This window comes from Aerococcus sp. HMSC062A02 (assembly GCF_001809535.1).
In the GTDB taxonomy this organism is placed as follows: Bacteria; Bacillota; Bacilli; order Lactobacillales; family Aerococcaceae; genus Aerococcus.
This window is the reverse complement of the sequence record NZ_KV797948.1, coordinates 1-16,285: the sequence shown is the minus strand read 5'-3', so window position 1 is coordinate 16,285 and position 16,285 is coordinate 1. Positions and strand designations below refer to the sequence as shown.

Here is a 16,285-nt window from a genome sequence, read left to right as displayed (position 1 = left end):
CATGGGTCCGGCCCATGCAGACCGTGTGCTTGTATTTTTGGGCTTTCTCTTTCAAAATTTCTAGGAACCAGGCCAGGTCTTGACGGATAATGTCATTGGCCTGCTTAAGCTGGTAGCCTTGAGCGGTATCGACCACGTCAGTCGAAGTCAGGCCATAGTGGACCCACTTGCGCTCTTCGCCTAAAGACTCAGAAACACAGCGAGTGAAGGCCACGACATCGTGGCGGGTCTCCGCTTCGATCTCTTGGATGCGGTGGACATCGAAGCTTGCTTTTTCGCGGATCTTTTGGGCATCTTCTTGGGGAATTTCACCCAGCTCTGCCCAGGCTTCGGCAGCGAGGATCTCAACCTCTAGCCAGCACTTGTAGCGGTTATCATCGGACCAGACTTGGGCCATTTCGGGACGGGTATAGCGTGGAATCATGTGACTACTCCTCTTTTTATGGATTTCACTGTTATTATAGCATGATTTATTTTAAGCTTTGCGAGGAATTTGTAAGGCAAGCTATTTAGACGGGCCTAAGGTATTTTTTGAAGAGGGCTTGAATCTTTAGCTGGTCTCTGCTATGCTAGGGTAGAAATAAGAATAAACCTTGTTAGGTGAGGTTACTGTATTAGAGAGACGCCACTGCCCAGAAACATCCAAAGATGCCAACGGGTCAGCAGAAATTCTCGAATTAAGGGATTTTCTAATGTGGCTGGAGCTACTCCTATGCTAATAAGTGCTAAAACTATGCGATGAGGTGTTTGCCGACTACTCCTGGACGATTCACGCTCACGCTCTTGTTGAGCGTTTTTTTAATCTGAAGCAATCTCCAAACCCTTAGCCCTCTGTGCGGTGACCTTCCCAAAGGTGTGGAAAGGTGATTATTATGGCCATTAAATTGAACCGACTCAACCGGAAAGACTACTACCAAGCTATCTATAAGAGCATCCAAGACAACCGGCGCGACGACTTCCGCGACCTCTTCTTGAAGCTCCATGAGAAAGACCAGGTCGCTGTCTTCCACAAGCTCTACCCTGAAAAAAAGAATAAAATTGTCGACCTCCTCCAAGCTGATGAATTCGCTGAACTCTTTGAACATTTGGACTACAAGGGGCGCCGGCAAGCTATTGAGGACCTGCCTGCTGACTATATGACCGAGGTCTTCACCTATGTGGCTGACGACGAGGTCACCGCCTTCATCCATGAACTGCCTCAAGAAGACCGGCAACATGTCCTGGAAAGTATGCGGCCCAACGACCGAGAAACGATCGAAACCATCCTAGAACATGATTTCGAAACAGCCGGGGCTATCATGACAACCGAGGTGCTCACGGTCTACGCCCAGGATAATGCCGACCAAGTGATTACGGGCATTCGCCAAGCAGCTTCCGCCGTCGAAACCATCTACTATGTTTATGTAGTAGATGAAGCCCGCCACTTGCTCGGTGTCCTCTCCCTACGCGAACTCCTGTGTGCCCCAGAGGACTGTCCTGTCCAAGATATTATGAATAGCCAATTAGTCCAAGCTGATATTGGCATGGACCAGGAAGAAGTGGCCCGTATTATCAAAGAATACGACTTACTTGCCCTCCCTGTCGTAGACGGGCAAGGCAAGTTGGTCGGGATCGTGACCGTCGACGATGTGATGGATGTTATGGATATCGAAACCACCGAAGACTTCCACCGTTTCGCTGGGATCAGTGGGTCGCCAGATAATGAAAGTGATCGCGAAAGCATCTTCGAAACGGTTAAGAACCGCCTACCCTGGATCATTATCCTGATCTTCCTCGGCCTAGTTTCAGCCAACCTGATCAATATGTTCGAAGCGACCCTGTCACGCGTGGTCATCCTAGCTGTCTTCATGCCTATTATTATGGACTCGGCCGGTAATGTAGGCACCCAGTCCCTAGCTGTCTCTGTCCGCCGGCTAACCTTAGGCGACAACACCGAAAGCTTCTGGGTCCTAGTATGGAAAGAATTAATATCCGGGATCATTATCGGCCTAGCAGCTGGCATCACCATCTGTGGTGTGGCCTACTTCCTCTTTGGCAATCCGGTCCTCTCCTTCATCATCGGGATTTCCCTAGCCGCTACCCTGTCCGTATCGACAGTCATCGGCTACCTCGTCCCAACCCTCTTCAGCAAAATCCACATCGACCCCGCCGTCGCCTCCGGTCCCTTCATCACCACCATCACCGACGCAACCGGCCTCTTAATCTACTTCAGCCTCGCCACATATCTAATGCATTTGTTGTAAAAAGGGTGTGAGACTTGGCGTTTAGACTCGGATGATTGGGCAAGTCAGAATAAGAGCGAAGCATTCGCTCGTTTCTGACTTGTGAAATCACTCCGAGTCTGCCAAGTCGAACTCGACTAAGAAGGGTGTGAGGGAGTGCGGGTAGAAGTGGACCTCTGGAGCAAAAAACCGAAGAAGTCTGCAAGACTTCGAAGGGATTTTGTGAAGAGGAGCCACTTCTGCGCGACCGAGCCCGACTAGAAGGGTGTGAGCAAGAGCGCTTAGCTTTGGATGCTTGGAGTAAGTCGGGATAAGGGCAAGCCACGCTTGCACGTTCCCGACTTGCGAAAGCACTCCAAAGCTGCTCTTGCGAGCCCGACTAGAAGGGTGTGAGCAAGAACGGACTATAAATGGTGCTAGTGAGCATCCGTTCCGCTTTTGAATTTTATCCTTAAAAAGATACAACACCCGAGCAAACCCTCTAAGTGCGGGTTATGAACCGAGCTCATTAGACAATAAATATACAAGAAAAAAAGCACTTCCAGTTCCCCCTTCAAGAGGGGAGTTTGGAAGTGCTTTTTCGCTAGCGTATCGTCTTTGTAGCATATTGATCAATAGAGAATGGCGACCGCTAGGAGAGGATTAGTCAGCTTCGACTGGGACAATCCAACCCTCAGGTGCTTCAATGTCACCAAATTGAATGCCCAGTAATTCATGGTAAAGTTTTTCCGTGATTTCACCGACTTCTTGGCCTGTTCCGAAGTTGTGGCGGTGGCCTTTATGGGTGATGGAGCCGATTGGAGTAATGATGGCTGCTGTCCCCATGGCACCGGCTTCTTCAAAGCGGTCCAAGTCATCGATGTAGCAATCCCCTTGTTCCACTTCTAAGCCCAAGCGTTCTTCTGCTAAGTGGAGCAGGGAGTACTTAGTAATAGAAGGCAAGATAGAAGGTGATTTTGGTGTGACAAACTTATGGGTGCCACGTTCGATCCCGTAGAAGTTAGAAGAGCCAATTTCTTCAATCTTGGTGTGGGTCTTCGGATCCAGGTAGATCACATCAGCATAGTCTTCATCATGGGCGCTGGCCCCTGGTTGCAAGCTGGAAGCATAGTTCCCGCCAACTTTCACGCCGCCGGTTCCCATAGGCGCTGCCCGGTCGTATTCTGAAGTGACGAAGTGTTGAGGGGCAAGGCCACCCTTGAAGTAAGGACCGACTGGCATCACGAAGACCGTGAAGATGTATTCCGTTGCTGGATGAACCCCAATATTATCGCCAACCCCGATTAAAAGGGGACGGATATAGAGGGTTGCTCCACTTTCATAAGGAGGGACATAGTCAATATTGGCCTTAACCGCTTCTTTCACCGCATGAACAAAGTCTTCAACGGGAACTTTAGGCATCATCATCCGTTCAGCCGACACTTGGAAACGCTTAGCATTTTGGTCGGGACGGAAGAGTTGGACCTTGCCTTCCTTGGTCCGATAAGCCTTCATTCCTTCAAAGGCTTGTTGGCCATAGTGTAAGGCAGGGGAGCCTTCAGAAATGTGGAGCTGGTTGTCTGTCTCCAGACCTTGCTTATACCATTCCCCATCCTTGTAGTATGCCCGCCAACGATAAGGCAAGTTCATATAACTGAAACCTAGGTTTTTCCAATCGATATCTACTGTCATTAGTGGTCCTCCTTCATAATCTTACTAACACATATATTCTACAGCTTGGGTGTGAGTGAGTCCAACCATATCCGCTAAGGCCTGGTTGCTCGGAAATTCCGCAACACTTACAACCTGGTCGTCAATCAAAATAATGGGAAGGATTTCCTCTCCATATGCCTTGAGCTTACGCATGACAACCTCTGTATGGGTGAACATAAAACCATCGCTGGCTGGGTCGTGGATAGTGACAAAATAACCCTCTTCATTCTTGAGCGCATTAAAGAAAGCTTCCACCCGATTCAGTTCTTTGACATTGGCTTCTGTATTAATGATTGAATTGTCTGTCAATGAACATTCTTCGGAGCCCCCGCAACAGCCCAATGATTCCCCCAATGGTTGGAATAATTGCACTTTTTTCATTTTCACACCTCTTTTTTTGTGTTTTCTAATTATTATACACCAAAGATGAGAGCTATGACAAGGGCAGTCTCATTATTTTATCATTCAGATAGGAAAAGTCAGCCTCTAAAGTTCGTAAAAACTTTGTTATAATAGGCCTAAAACTGATGCCTGCAGAAAGGAAGATTCCATGGACTATTTCAAAAGTTATAGCGATGATGCAACGGCCCTAGCTGGTCAAATCCGCCAGGGACAAACTAGCAGCCAGGACCTGGTCAGCCAGGCGATCGACAGGGCCAAGGCCATTAACCCCAAGCTCAATGCGGTCACCCGGCTCTTTGAGGACTATGCCCAAGACCTGGCCCAAGAAGACCACAGCCAAAGCCTCTTCGCCGGTCTCCCTACCCTCATGAAAGACTTAGGCCACAATATTAAGGGGATGCCAGCGACTTCTGGGGCCCGCCTGCTCAAGGATCAAATTGCTCCCGTAACCAGCAACTTCTCTCAGTCTGTCATGGCAACCGGGCTCATTCCTATTGGCCAGTCCAATGTCCCTGAATTCGGCCTGAAATTCATCAGTGATTCCGACTACTACGGGCCCGTCCACAATCCAGTCGATCCTGACTATAACTCCGGAGGGTCAAGCGGTGGCGCAGCAGCTGCCGTTCAAGCAGGGATCGTGCCTGTAGCGACAGCTTCGGATGGCGGAGGCTCCATTCGAATTCCAGCTTCCTTCTCTGGACTGGTAGGCCTCAAGCCGACCCGAGTGCGAACAGCCACAGGACCGCGCAAGTGGCGGAGCTGGGGCGGGGCACCGGTTGGCTTCATGATGACCAAGTCCATCCGCGATACCGCCCAACTGCTCCTGGCCCTCCAGAGCAATCTCAAACCCATGCCCTTCCAAACCCTGCCTATCCCTAAGGCCCACATCGACCATGCCATTCGATCCGTCAAAAACCTGCGCATCGCCTATTCGACCAAGTCTCCAGCCGGTACAGAGGTTTCTGACGAGGCTATCCAAGCCGTTGAAAATACCGTCCGCTTCCTTCGCGACCAAGGCTTCCAGGTCGAAGCTGCCGACCCTAAGATTAATGGTCAAGAACTTGTTCGCGGCTATTATGAAATGAACGGGGCAGAAATGGCAGCCAGCTTCCTAGGCATCGAACAACAAGTCCAGCGCAAGATTAAACGCGAAGATGTCGAAATCCAAACCTGGACCATGGCCCAGTACGGCAAGACCATCCCCGCCTACCGCTACAGCCAAATTTTTGACACCTGGGACCAGGCAGCTGAAATCATGGACGACTTCCACCAGACCTATGACATCCTGATCCAACCAAGTACCGCCCAAGCTGCCCCCCGCGTCGACGATAAACTCTATAGTCAAAGTGACTACGAGGCCATGTTGCGTTCAGAAGAGCTCCCCACTTCCGACTTGGCTGAACTTGTTTACCAAGTCTTCAAGAAGGGCTTACTTGCCTCGCCATTCGCTATGATTTATAATCTAACCGGCCAACCCGCCATCAGTCTCCCCCTCCATACCTGCCAAAACGGCCTACCTTTAGGGGTCCAACTGATCGCTAACAAGGGCGAAGAAGCCCTCTTGATCGGCCTATCTGCCTACTTAGAAAGAGAAGACCGCTTCCACTACTACCCTGATCTTATTTAGGAGGTACTTATGCACGACCAACAATTCGAAATCTATAAAAAATGGCGCCAGCAAATGCTGGTCCTCGACGAAGCCTGGGACGACGACAGCTTCGGCCAAGCCGACACCTGGTCCGCCAGCAACCCCCTCGCCCGGGAAGACTTCAACGAAACCCTAGCCATCCACAGCCTCGACCACGTCTCCCAAGAAGAAATGCAAGCCTTCGAAGACGACTACGACGCTGGAATGATCTAAAGGGTGTGAGCAGAGGTGTTCAGAAAGGAATGACTGGAGGCAAAAGGGATAAGAGCGGCTTTAGCCGATCGTTCCCATTTGCTGAAGTCACTTCCTTTCTGCCTCTGCGAACCCGACTAGAAAGGTGTGAGAGGATGAGGGACTTGCCGGCCACCAATTTGCTTTTGACAGCTCTCTCTGCAAATTGAAGTCGCTATCTTGCCTTCAAGGACTTTGAGTGCAAATAGAAAGTGACAATCTGCATCCAGGAATTCTGAGTACAATTAGAAAGCGGCTATTTGCATGTAGCAGCTTCGAACACAACTAGAAAATAGCTATTTGCATCCAGGGTCTCTGAGCACAAATAGAAAGCTTCGAGCACCATCTAATACAGATACACCTTCTTTTCATTGTGAAAGCCCCAAAACAAAAAGGCCAGGCCATTTCTCACACTTAGAATCTGAGAAAGCCTTGCCTTTTTAAAGGTGCTTCTGTTTTTTTAATTGGGCCTTGTAATGGTGGTTGACCAGGGCATTATATTCCTTATTGGCGCTCTCCAATTCCTTAGCTGCCATCCAATCATAGACCAAGCGCCCATAACGAAGAATCTGCCGCTCGGACATCCGATCTTCCTGGCTCTCTGCTTCCTGGTAGGCAAGCAGGTAGTCTTTGATCTGAGCCATGGCCAGGTCAAAGCGGCGGTAAATCACTGTAGCAATAACGTGTTGGACCTTATCACTTGGCAGGGGGCTAGCAAGCTGTCTCTCCATGAAATAACCCAAAAGAATGCCCACTAAGATATAGATCTCTAGGGTCTTGGGTGCATCCGTTCGTGTTCCCATGAGCACATTAATCAGGTGGTCGACTTCCTTTTGCAGACCAGAGAGCTGGCTGATCTCTTCTTCTGAAAGGGCAAATTCCTCGCGAATCCGTCGCTCATGGGCGTGGACAAAGTCAGGAAAATGTTGGCGGAAATTCGGATCCTTGAAGGGCAAGTCCACCTGACTAGTGACCATTTCGACCTTTTCCAATGTATCATTGTAGACAAAGTGCTTGCCATAGTAAGCTGAAAATTGAAAATCCGCCCCTTGTGGATAATGGTAGATGCCAGAGATAGCTGGTTCGATCTGGGCCACCCGGTTGATGTCCACATAAACCATACTCTTCTCATCCATCAGGCTCACTTGGTTATCCCGCTCAGACAAAAAGCGCCAACCACTGTCCCCGTCGAAACGCCCTGCCTCGCGCCAAGCCCATAACAAAGCTCCCTGCTTCTTCAAGAGGGTACGCGATGCGGCACACTGACCACCATTTGGAATCCATTGCTTCATCTTCAATCTCCTATCACTGAAAGGCTTTTAATCATTTTAACATAAAATTTTACCAGGCAACAGATGAGGCAAAAGGGATTCATTTTCCTTTTTGGGATTATTAGCGTATAATTAATTTGTTAGAGAAATATTAATAAGGAGGAATGTATTATGAGTCTCGTTGATGAGCTGTACAAGCGTTTAGATGAGAAAGAAGATCAAATGATCGAAATTCGTCGTCACTTCCATGAGAATCCAGAAGTATCATTTGAAGAAAAGGAAACGGCCCAATATATTGCCGATTTCTATAAGGACCTCGATTGTGATGTGCGGACGAATGTCGGTAATGGTTATGGTCTGGTGGTTACCATCGATACAGGCAAAGAAGGTAAAACACTTGCCCTCCGCGCCGACTTCGATGCCCTGCCCATAACAGAAGACACTGGCCTCGACTTCTCGTCTAAAAAAGAAGGTGCCATGCACGCTTGCGGCCATGATGCCCATACTGCCTATCTGATGGTTCTCGCTCAAACCTTAATTGAGATGAAGGACCAGCTCAGCGGTAAATTCGTCATCATCCACCAAAATGCGGAAGAAGTTGCACCAGGTGGCGCTAAATCAATGATTGAAAACGGTGCCTTAGACGGAGTTGATAATATCATTGCCCTCCACGTAATGACAAATATGCCAACTGGAGGCGTCTTCTACCATGAAGGTAATGCCCACACTGGCCGGTCTAACTTCAAGGTGAAGATCCACGGTAAGGGTGGCCATGCCTCATCCCCTCACCAAGCCAACGACACCATTGTCGCCGCTTCTTACTTCGTCACTGAAATCCAAAGTGTGGTTAGCCGCCGCTTGAACCCATTCGATGTCGGGTCGATCACCATCGGTAACTTCGACGCAGCAGGTGCCAACAACGCCATCCAAGGCGAAGTGACACTAGGTGGGGACGTGCGTGCCATGTCACAAGAAGTCCGTGACATCATCGAGCATGAAGTCAAAGCCAAACTTGAAGGCCTCAAGAACTCCTTTGGCATCACTTACGACCTTCACTACGAAAACGACTACCCAGTCGCTTACAACGATCCAAAAGTCACTGAATTCGCTGTCAAAGCAATCAAGGACCACCCATTCGAACAACTCACAAAAGGGGTGGACACCGAACAACCTCAACCACCATCGGATGACATCGCCTACTTCCTCCAAGAAGTCCCAGGCCTCTACCTCTGGGTCGGCGCCGCACCAAAAGATGGCGAAGCCTACCCACACCACCATCCAAAATTCGTCATGGACGAAGACGCCATGCTCATTGCAGCCAAATCCGTTGCCGCCTTCATCGGCGAATACGTAGAAAACAACGGCGTAGAGTAAGAAAGGGTGTGAGCAGTTGCGTTCAGACTTGAATGACTGGAGCCCAAACGGAAAAGAGCGGCTCTAGCCGATCGTTCCGATTGGATGAAGTCACTCCCTTTCTGCCTTTGCGAACCCGACTAGGGTGTGAGCAAGAGCGCTTAGCTTTGGATGCTTGGAGTAAGTTAGAATAAGGGCAAGCCCTGCTTGCACGTTTCCAACTTGCGAAAGCACTCCGAAACTGCTCTTGCGAGCCCAACTACATAGGCTGTTACCCCCTTCAACAACCAAAGAAAAACTCCGCTAGAGGATTAGTCAACTAATCCAAGCTAGCGGAGTTTTTTGTACATTAAACGATCTATCACTAGGGCAGGACCCCTGCACCACCATGCATCCAAATCCAAAAAGAGTACCAGCCAGAAAAAGCCAATGTTCGATACGGATCACTTACGCCAATTTCGAATCTTCTTCTCAAATTCACGCTGTCGGCGCAGGATATCAATCACCGTATCTGCTGTAAATACTGCTAGAGCAATTGCCAAAGCCGTAAACATAGTGGTTGCCAGCTCACTCAAACCTCGCGAATAATCGGATTGGATGAGATACAAGGCAGTCCGATACATCCCTCCCCCAGGCACCAGGGTATAGAAGCCTGGAATAAAGAAAACCGTAACCGGTTGGTTATAACGCCGAGAGAACCATTGGGACATTCCAGCAATCGCCAGACTCGCAATATAGGTGGCGCCTCCAACTTCTAAAGTCAAAAAATCCAAACATATTAAATAAACCAGCCAACCTGTCGCCGCAATCACTGAGGCCCGATAAATTTGACGTGGCGGAGTTTGCACACAGATAGAACAGGTATAGCCAACAAAATACGCCGCAATAATCTGCAAGATAAAATTAATCATCCTCTAATCCTCCCTATAATAATCAGGGCGATCAAAGAACCCAATGCAATCATTAAAGCTTGAAAGAAAGCTTCCATCGCCCGAGCCCCACCAGCTAGATAATCTTCATGGAAAATATCGCGCAAGGAATTAGTAATCGCTGTTCCTGGCACCAAAGGCATCAGAGTAGAAACAATCACAATCCCCAAAGAAACATTAGGGAAGTACCATGCCTGCATAGCATAGGCAAAGAGCGTGATCATCATGGTACAGAAAACATTCTCGACTGGGCTAGAAATCTCATAACGAGCTGTCATATACATCAGCCCTGATAAGAAGACCGCATCAAAAGTCGTTACTATAAACTCATCGACACCGCCTCCAAAGAGAATAGCAAAGCACATTCCTAAACCAATCACGCCAATAAAACGCATGTGGATCGGATAAGGATTACTTTCTGAATCGATCTTTAGTAATTTTAGATAAGCTACAGCCAGCGTAATCTCCCCATTAGATAATTGCCTAGAGACCGTATTTACCTTCGAGACCTTGTGAAGAACACTCCCCCTGGTTTGGATCCGTTTAATGCCCACGAGTCGATTATTCGCTTCATTCAGGTCATCAAGTGACGCATAGAGCCCCGTGGCATAGGATATTGCTACGGTTGAATAAAGGTTCGAATAACTTAAGATGCGCTCCATAGTATCTTCCACGCGGTAGGTTTCAGAGTTACTCTCCGTCATAATCTTTCCAGCTAACAGGGCCGTCTCTAAGAGTAATTTCTTAGGTACTTGCTTCTCATCTACGGCCATTCCCGTCACTCCCTCCACCATCACATTATAATTACCCTTTATTTTATCATACTGACCCTCTAATATTATAGATAAAATATAAAAAATAAGATTTTTCTCCCATTAAAATACTTTCAATCACATCTTTCATAAATATTATCAAATTTATATATAAAGGGCTTACATATTTTACTTGTGAAATTCATATTTTAATGATACTATAATTTTGACGTTAAAAGTCAAAATAAAATTATGGAGGTATAGCATATGTCAAGAGATGTTGTATTTGATTACATTGATAAGGAATTTGAACGCCAGCAAAATGGGATTGAGTTAATCGCGAGTGAAAACTGGGTATCCCCAGCTGTTCGTGAAGCTCAAGGTTCTGTACTCACTAACAAATACGCTGAAGGCTATCCTGGCCGTCGCTACTATGGTGGGTGCGAGTTTGTCGACGAAATCGAAACCCTAGCCATTGACCGCTTGAAAGAACTTTTTGGCGCTGAATATGCCAACGTACAACCCCACTCAGGTGCTCAAGCTAACATGGCTGTTTATTCTGCCCTTTTACAACCAGGTGACAAGGTACTTGGCATGAACTTGACAGATGGTGGCCACTTAACACACGGCTCTAAAGTGAACTCAAGTGGTAAACTCTATGATTTCGCTGACTATGGCGTAGACAAAGAAACCGAACGTATCGACTACGACAAACTTGAAGAAACTGCTAAAGAAGTTAAACCAAAATTAATCGTAGCTGGGGCTTCTGCCTATGCCCGTGAAATTGACTTCAAACGCATTGGCGAAATCGCTAAGGCTGTTGATGCTTACTTCATGGTTGATATGGCCCATATCGCTGGTTTAGTAGCTGTTGGCCTCCACCAGAACCCAGTTCCTTATGCCGATGTTGTTACCTCAACAACCCATAAGACTCTGCGTGGCCCACGTGGCGGAGTTATCTTATCCAATAACCAAGACCTCTTCAAGAAATTAAACTCTGCTGTCTTCCCAGGCATGCAAGGGGGCCCATTAGAGCACGTTATCGCCGCTAAGGCCGTTGCTTTCGGTGAAGCTCTCGACGATTCCTTCAAAGATTATCAAAACCAAATCGTTAAGAATGCTAAAGCAATGGAAAAAGTCTTCAGTGAGAGCGGTCTCCACATGGTATCTGGTGGGACAGACAACCACTTAATCTTACTCAAGGTAATCGACCGCGACCTAACTGGTCAAGAAGTTGAAGCGGCTTTAGATGAAGTTGGCATCACTGTAAACAAGAATACCATCCCATTCGAAACTTTAAGCCCAACTAAAGCATCTGGTATTCGTTTAGGGACACCTGCCATCACTTCTCGCGGCTTCAAGGAAGAAGAAGCAGCTAAAGTGGCTGAATGGATTGTTCGCATCATTGAAAATATCAATGACGACAAGGTGAAAGAAGAAGTGAAGCAAGAAGTTCAAGACTTAGTGAAGGACTTCCCACTTCAATAAGCATTCACTTAATCTAACTAAATAAAACGGCACCGAAGCAACTTAATCAGAAATTGCTTCGGTGCCGTTTTTTTATTATCAAAAGATGTAATAAAATACTATCTTTTTAATCTTCAATAATGTCATTCGTTGTGTAAACCCGCAGGTTACGGAAAATATAACTTGTGAAGAAACCAACAGCCGCCCCGCATAGTAAACAGATAAGCCCAGCAAACAATACTTTATGAGCTGGATTATCGGCTAGGGGTGCTAGAATTCCAGGAATGATGGAAGCAGTCCCTGGCGTATTATTGACTAAATCAGTCATCGCAACATACATACCAGAGACAGCTCCGGTGAGGGTACTCGTCACATAAACTGGCAGGGGATTGGCCGTTACTAAGTGGGCCTGAGTTAAGGGCTCAAGAGCCACACTTAAACTTTCCTCACGCGTACCAATCTTCAAGCGACTAAAGAGTAGATAGTTAGCCGTTGCGGAAGAAAAGATCGCTAAGCCAGCGATAGCCATCGCTTTACCAGTCAGGCCCATCATAGCTGTTAAGGCCATGGAGCTGAGTGGTGCCGTTGAAACTACCGTAAAGACAGCGCCCAAAACAGCCCCCATAAAAAGTGGACTGGATTGAGAAGCGGCTTCAATAATTGCCCCAATCTGACCTAGGGCACTGTCAATAATCGGTGCGATCAAGGCTGCAATGGCATAGGCAATCGGCAAGGCTGTTGCCGCAATGACAAAGACATCCAAGCCCCCATTGACTTTCTCTTGAATATACCGCACAAGGAAGGATATTAAATAGGCCGCAATAAAACCGGGCAAGATGCCAAATTGCATCATGGACAAGGCAATAAGTAAAGAGTTAACAGGACTTGCTCCTAGACGTAAAAGCACCATCCCTGCAGCCGCTACCCCGGCTAAAGAACCATTGGCTTCAGCAATTCCATTTAAGAAAGGAACATCCAAAATCGTTCCAAAAAGGGCACCATAAACAGCTTCAACCAAGAAACTAGCAACTGCTGCATCGGCTAGAGCACTCATTGTTTTTGCCCCATAAGGTGCTTTAAAGCTAAATAGAGTAAAGAAGGATAGGATCAAAGCTAAGTAAAATAAACCTAATAGTACATCCATAATTTAACTCCCACGAGCTCTCAGACTAGTGGGAACTCCTTTCTGTAGAAGACCCCTACATAACAATCTGCTGTTTAAACCACTCCCTCATCCCCATAAGGTAGTAAGCTTATTAGCTCTTACATTTTTAGTATAACATATTTGTAAGCGTTTTAAAAATATAAAAAATTGTGACAGGAAAAATATTAACAAGACGGCATTAACTTACCATTTCTTAAGAAATTATTAGGACAAATAACGAATTAATTCTAATTGAAAGAAATTCGGCTCAAAAGAATAAGCTGCTTCATCAATCATTGCTGCAATAATTTCAGGATTTATTTGGTCCTCGCGAATGCCTAAGAGGTCTTCGTAATACTCTTCCACCTCGTATTGACGAGGCTTTTGGAGCTGGTCCATCAATTCCTCAATATCAGCTGGTGCTTTAGGCATGGCAGCCGTCAAGTGAATAACGACCTCTTCCGCTTCAAAGGTAATCTCAACCCTAAGGTCCTTGACCCGGTAGTTGAAGAAATAATCCATCATCTCACTTGCAATTAATTTAGCTTTCCGAAATTCTTGAGCGTTCGGCACGGTCTCGCCTCCATTCTGCAATTGTCTCTAAGACAGGGGCCATTGTTGCAGCAACAAAGCCACCTGAAAAACCATTATTGTATAAATTTAAACCGGCATGGACGCCCCCTACATTATTCACCAGGGTCGCATGTAAGGCGCCCGCTAAGAAGCCTGCTAAGGGCCCATAATGCCCTGCAATCGGAGCTAAGGTGGTTCCAAATAGCACCGCTAGAATGGCTGAGGTCATATCGGGATCGTGGGTCAGCATAAAGTGCTGCATCAAGAAGATCCCCAAGACCACGGGCGTCACATTGCGAGGATGTTTCCCAAAGGCGGCAAAACCCATAACCGTCAAAATACCTCCCATAACTGGACCGTTGAGTACACCACCCAAGGCTATTAGATAAGCTATCGCTAGGAGTCCCAGGATGCCAACATTCACTAGCGTCAAAGCTGATCCATGTAAGAGAACAAAGTCTGTGACAGAAGTTCCTGCCTCGTGGTTCAAAGCTCGGTAGCCCTTAAACGAAAAGCGGTTGGCACTCCAGCCCATCAAGATTAGGAAGAGGCAGAGCAAGATAACAAAGCCAAAGACCGGCCCATAGTTCACCGTCACCTGAATATTCTCCACCTCAACAGCCAACTTAAAGGACCGCATGACGCTAGCCACCACCATGGCCAAAACCCCACTGGTAAAGCCTAAATTATAGAGGTTAAAACCCAGGTGGAAGCGGAGGAAGGAAGAAGCAATGGGACTCACCACAAAGCCAACAAAAATACCCAAAGCATAGCCCAGAGGAATTCCCCAAGCCAAGGGCAGGCCCTGACCGAAACTCACCAGACTCACAACAGGACTCAAAGCCGTTGAAAAGAGGGCTGTCAGCAGGACTTTTTTAAAAGGAATAGATAAAAATTTTGTATAGAGCCAAGCCCCCATCATAAAGGGAATAGTATTGAATAAATTTTTGCCAAAAAAAGCAAAACCTGTTACAGTAAAGAGTGCCGCAAAAAGTGGTCCTGTCATCCATTTGGCATGGCGGCTCACCATAAAAGCATTCAGTAACATAAGGATCCCGGCATTAACAAAGGTCGCCCCGTAGCCTCCGACGGCAAAATAGTCCGTCAATAAATTCGAGGGCGCGATGAGAATCTGCCAGTAGCCCTGCAAAAGTTCAGGCAGGGGCTGGATTAAAAGACCACAAACAATAAAAAATAGGGCCAAAAGGTATAAAAAGTTGCTAGAAATGAGATTCTTCTTTAAAAAATAGGCATCGAGATGTTCGAGTACAGTGCCTAACAAATGGATCCCCCCTTAAGCTTTACTTATTTTGTCAAAAAAACTTTTAACCGCATCCACCCTTTCTCGCGATAGGGCCCATTCGACGAAGAGCGCAACAGCCGCCCCCACCAAGGTATCCACTAAGCGCCAGAAAACATAGAGAATCCGTTCCTGGTCGGGAATGGAATAGAGGACGATCGTATAAATCGCAATGGAACCTACAATCGCTTGCGAGGAATTAAAAGCATTGCCTAAGATAATGGTGAGCATAACACCCAAAGCAGGAAAGAGATAAGAAAAAATCTGCCAATTAGGGAAGAGGGTCATCAAAGAAACACAGAGAAGGGCCATCAAGCCCCCAATAAAATTCCCAAAAATCCGGTGGCGGCCATATTTATTGGTCGACTGGAAATCCGTTCGCTGGCTAAATCCAGCAGACAAGGCAGCAATCTGGGGGGAATGGGTGCTAAAGAGATCATATAGCAAGGCGATTAAAAAGAAACTGAGACCTGTCTTAAAAGTGCGCATTCCTAAGTGAAATCTTGTCTGTCCCATGCCAAGGGCTCCTTTCATCTTGACAAAAACTTTATAAGTAACATAATAGCGGTCAAGTTAGTAATTAACAAGTCTAAATTTAAAGAAAATCTAAATAAAAGCATTTTGAAAAAGAAAATAGGAGGAGACGCATTGGAAAAATCATCCCTAACACCAAGTGAACGTGAACAAGTTGCCGATATCATTGTCAATACCTTCGAAGACAAAATCCACTATGTTTGGATTATGACCAGCGACAAGGCCAAAGCCAAACGCCTGATCGCTAAACACTTCAATGAAGACCAATTAATCGTCGTACGCGACCAGGGCAAGATCCAAGGCATCCTCTCCTATGAAAGCCGGGACCAACCCAACTTCCTCCCCATCCCCTGGCAGAGCTTCCGCCAAGAATTCGGCTTCTTCCCCTCCCTGATCCGCAGCCTAGGCTACTACATCTACAAGCACAGCCAAAGTAAAGCCCAAGCAAGAGACTGGCACATTGACCTCCTCGCCGTCCACTCCCAAGCCAGGGGCCAAGGCATCGGTAGCCAACTCCTCCAAAAAGCCAGTCAAGCCGCCAAGGCCGACCACAAACAACAAGTCATCCTAGAAGTCGTCAACAGCAACCCCCGCGGCAAAAAATTCTACGAACAAAACGGCTTCGAAACCAGCGACCACCAAACCATCCCCCGCCTCTTCCAACCCTTCACCAAAGCCGCCAACTTCAACAGCTTCTATATCATGAAAAAAAGAGTGTAAAAAGACAGGGTGCGAGCAAGAGCGTTTAGCTTTGGATGCTTGGAGTA

The 16,285-nt window shown here is 47.1% G+C and carries 16 protein-coding genes and 1 riboswitch; of the genes, 6 read left to right on the top strand and 10 right to left on the bottom strand.

What is annotated here, in order from left to right:
- Nucleotides 1-424 (bottom strand): lyase family protein (locus HMPREF2626_RS09255; protein ID WP_246818955.1); only part of this gene is annotated, 424 nt, incomplete at its 3' end.
- A gap of 161 nt (nt 425-585) precedes the next feature.
- Nucleotides 586-750, top strand: a riboswitch (M-box (ykoK) riboswitch).
- 122 nt (nt 751-872) lie between these two features.
- Between HMPREF2626_RS09255 and mgtE the strand changes: the two genes are divergently transcribed.
- Complete coding sequence (gene mgtE / locus HMPREF2626_RS09250) at nt 873-2,243, top strand: magnesium transporter (protein ID WP_070620478.1); 1,371 nt, start codon at nt 873-875, stop codon at nt 2,241-2,243.
- A gap of 621 nt (nt 2,244-2,864) precedes the next feature.
- On the opposite strand, the gene HMPREF2626_RS09245 is transcribed toward mgtE, so the two are convergent.
- Both HMPREF2626_RS09245 and HMPREF2626_RS09240 read right to left on the bottom strand, forming a co-directional pair.
- A complete protein-coding gene (locus HMPREF2626_RS09245) occupies nt 2,865-3,893 on the bottom strand; it encodes a branched-chain amino acid aminotransferase (RefSeq protein WP_070620475.1) in 1,029 nt (342 codons plus the stop codon).
- 24 nt (nt 3,894-3,917) lie between these two features.
- On the bottom strand, nt 3,918-4,295 hold the full coding sequence (locus HMPREF2626_RS09240; RefSeq protein WP_067973541.1) for an arsenic metallochaperone ArsD family protein: 378 nt from the start codon (nt 4,293-4,295) through the stop codon (nt 3,918-3,920).
- Between the two features lie 169 nt (nt 4,296-4,464).
- Here HMPREF2626_RS09240 and HMPREF2626_RS09235 point away from each other — a divergent pair, with 169 nt between their 5' ends.
- Together HMPREF2626_RS09235 and HMPREF2626_RS09230 are read left to right on the top strand one after the other, a co-directional pair.
- The gene (locus HMPREF2626_RS09235; protein ID WP_070620472.1) at nt 4,465-5,943 is read left to right on the top strand and encodes an amidase family protein; all 1,479 of its coding nucleotides are present in this window, start codon (nt 4,465-4,467) and stop codon (nt 5,941-5,943) included.
- A 9-nt stretch (nt 5,944-5,952) separates the two neighbouring features.
- Entirely contained in the window at nt 5,953-6,177 is a 225-nt protein-coding gene (locus HMPREF2626_RS09230) for a hypothetical protein (RefSeq protein WP_070620469.1), read from the top strand.
- 458 nt (nt 6,178-6,635) lie between these two features.
- Here HMPREF2626_RS09230 and HMPREF2626_RS09225 read toward each other — a convergent pair whose 3' ends face one another.
- Entirely contained in the window at nt 6,636-7,487 is an 852-nt protein-coding gene (locus tag HMPREF2626_RS09225; RefSeq protein ID WP_070620468.1) for an immunity protein Imm33 domain-containing protein, read from the bottom strand.
- 150 nt (nt 7,488-7,637) lie between these two features.
- Here HMPREF2626_RS09225 and HMPREF2626_RS09220 point away from each other — a divergent pair, with 150 nt between their 5' ends.
- The gene (locus tag HMPREF2626_RS09220) at nt 7,638-8,840 is read left to right on the top strand and encodes an amidohydrolase (RefSeq protein ID WP_070620465.1); all 1,203 of its coding nucleotides are present in this window, start codon (nt 7,638-7,640) and stop codon (nt 8,838-8,840) included.
- Nucleotides 8,841-9,262: 422 nt separating this feature from the next.
- Here HMPREF2626_RS09220 and HMPREF2626_RS09215 read toward each other — a convergent pair whose 3' ends face one another.
- Together HMPREF2626_RS09215 and HMPREF2626_RS09210 are read right to left on the bottom strand one after the other, a co-directional pair.
- The gene (locus tag HMPREF2626_RS09215) at nt 9,263-9,730 is read right to left on the bottom strand and encodes a threonine/serine exporter family protein (protein WP_070620462.1); all 468 of its coding nucleotides are present in this window, start codon (nt 9,728-9,730) and stop codon (nt 9,263-9,265) included.
- Nucleotides 9,727-10,521 (bottom strand): threonine/serine exporter family protein, encoded by a 795-nt coding sequence (locus HMPREF2626_RS09210; protein ID WP_070620458.1) that lies wholly within the window; start codon nt 10,519-10,521, stop codon nt 9,727-9,729. The genes HMPREF2626_RS09215 and HMPREF2626_RS09210 overlap by 4 nt, the downstream gene beginning before the upstream one ends.
- A gap of 246 nt (nt 10,522-10,767) precedes the next feature.
- On the opposite strand from HMPREF2626_RS09210, the gene glyA reads away from it, so the two are divergent.
- Nucleotides 10,768-11,988, top strand: coding sequence for a serine hydroxymethyltransferase (glyA, locus tag HMPREF2626_RS09205; protein ID WP_070620455.1), 1,221 nt, complete (start codon nt 10,768-10,770; stop codon nt 11,986-11,988).
- A 106-nt stretch (nt 11,989-12,094) separates the two neighbouring features.
- On the opposite strand, the gene HMPREF2626_RS09200 is transcribed toward glyA, so the two are convergent.
- From HMPREF2626_RS09200 to HMPREF2626_RS09185, 4 genes are all read right to left on the bottom strand, one after another.
- The gene (locus tag HMPREF2626_RS09200) at nt 12,095-13,111 is read right to left on the bottom strand and encodes a PTS sugar transporter subunit IIC (RefSeq protein ID WP_070620452.1); all 1,017 of its coding nucleotides are present in this window, start codon (nt 13,109-13,111) and stop codon (nt 12,095-12,097) included.
- Between the two features lie 225 nt (nt 13,112-13,336).
- On the bottom strand, nt 13,337-13,684 hold the full coding sequence (locus HMPREF2626_RS09195; RefSeq protein WP_070620449.1) for a hypothetical protein: 348 nt from the start codon (nt 13,682-13,684) through the stop codon (nt 13,337-13,339).
- Nucleotides 13,653-14,966: a DUF1576 domain-containing protein gene (locus HMPREF2626_RS09190; protein WP_143236729.1), complete on the bottom strand. Its 1,314-nt coding sequence runs from the start codon at nt 14,964-14,966 to the stop codon at nt 13,653-13,655. The genes HMPREF2626_RS09195 and HMPREF2626_RS09190 overlap by 32 nt, the downstream gene beginning before the upstream one ends.
- Before the next feature lie 12 nt (nt 14,967-14,978).
- Nucleotides 14,979-15,500, bottom strand: a complete 522-nt coding sequence (locus tag HMPREF2626_RS09185) for an FUSC family protein (RefSeq protein WP_070620443.1) — start codon at nt 15,498-15,500, stop codon at nt 14,979-14,981.
- A gap of 132 nt (nt 15,501-15,632) precedes the next feature.
- On the opposite strand from HMPREF2626_RS09185, the gene HMPREF2626_RS09180 reads away from it, so the two are divergent.
- Entirely contained in the window at nt 15,633-16,238 is a 606-nt protein-coding gene (locus HMPREF2626_RS09180) for a GNAT family N-acetyltransferase (protein WP_070620440.1), read from the top strand.
- Nucleotides 16,239-16,285: the final 47 nt, after the last annotated feature.

Bases quoted from the DNA above. Each gene is read 5' to 3' on its own strand.
- HMPREF2626_RS09220 (WP_070620465.1), top strand. From the start codon at position 7,638: ATGAGTCTCGTTGATGAGCTGTACAAGCGTTTAGATGAGAAAGAAGAT.
- HMPREF2626_RS09200 (WP_070620452.1), bottom strand. From the start codon at position 13,111: ATGGATGTACTATTAGGTTTATTTTACTTAGCTTTGATCCTATCCTTC.
- HMPREF2626_RS09235 (WP_070620472.1), top strand. From the start codon at position 4,465: ATGGACTATTTCAAAAGTTATAGCGATGATGCAACGGCCCTAGCTGGT.
- HMPREF2626_RS09245 (WP_070620475.1), bottom strand. From the start codon at position 3,893: ATGACAGTAGATATCGATTGGAAAAACCTAGGTTTCAGTTATATGAAC.
- HMPREF2626_RS09230 (WP_070620469.1), top strand. From the start codon at position 5,953: ATGCACGACCAACAATTCGAAATCTATAAAAAATGGCGCCAGCAAATG.
- glyA (WP_070620455.1), top strand. From the start codon at position 10,768: ATGTCAAGAGATGTTGTATTTGATTACATTGATAAGGAATTTGAACGC.
- HMPREF2626_RS09215 (WP_070620462.1), bottom strand. From the start codon at position 9,730: ATGATTAATTTTATCTTGCAGATTATTGCGGCGTATTTTGTTGGCTAT.
- HMPREF2626_RS09210 (WP_070620458.1), bottom strand. From the start codon at position 10,521: ATGGCCGTAGATGAGAAGCAAGTACCTAAGAAATTACTCTTAGAGACG.
- HMPREF2626_RS09225 (WP_070620468.1), bottom strand. From the start codon at position 7,487: ATGAAGCAATGGATTCCAAATGGTGGTCAGTGTGCCGCATCGCGTACC.
- HMPREF2626_RS09240 (WP_067973541.1), bottom strand. From the start codon at position 4,295: ATGAAAAAAGTGCAATTATTCCAACCATTGGGGGAATCATTGGGCTGT.
- mgtE (WP_070620478.1), top strand. From the start codon at position 873: ATGGCCATTAAATTGAACCGACTCAACCGGAAAGACTACTACCAAGCT.
- HMPREF2626_RS09185 (WP_070620443.1), bottom strand. From the start codon at position 15,500: ATGGGACAGACAAGATTTCACTTAGGAATGCGCACTTTTAAGACAGGT.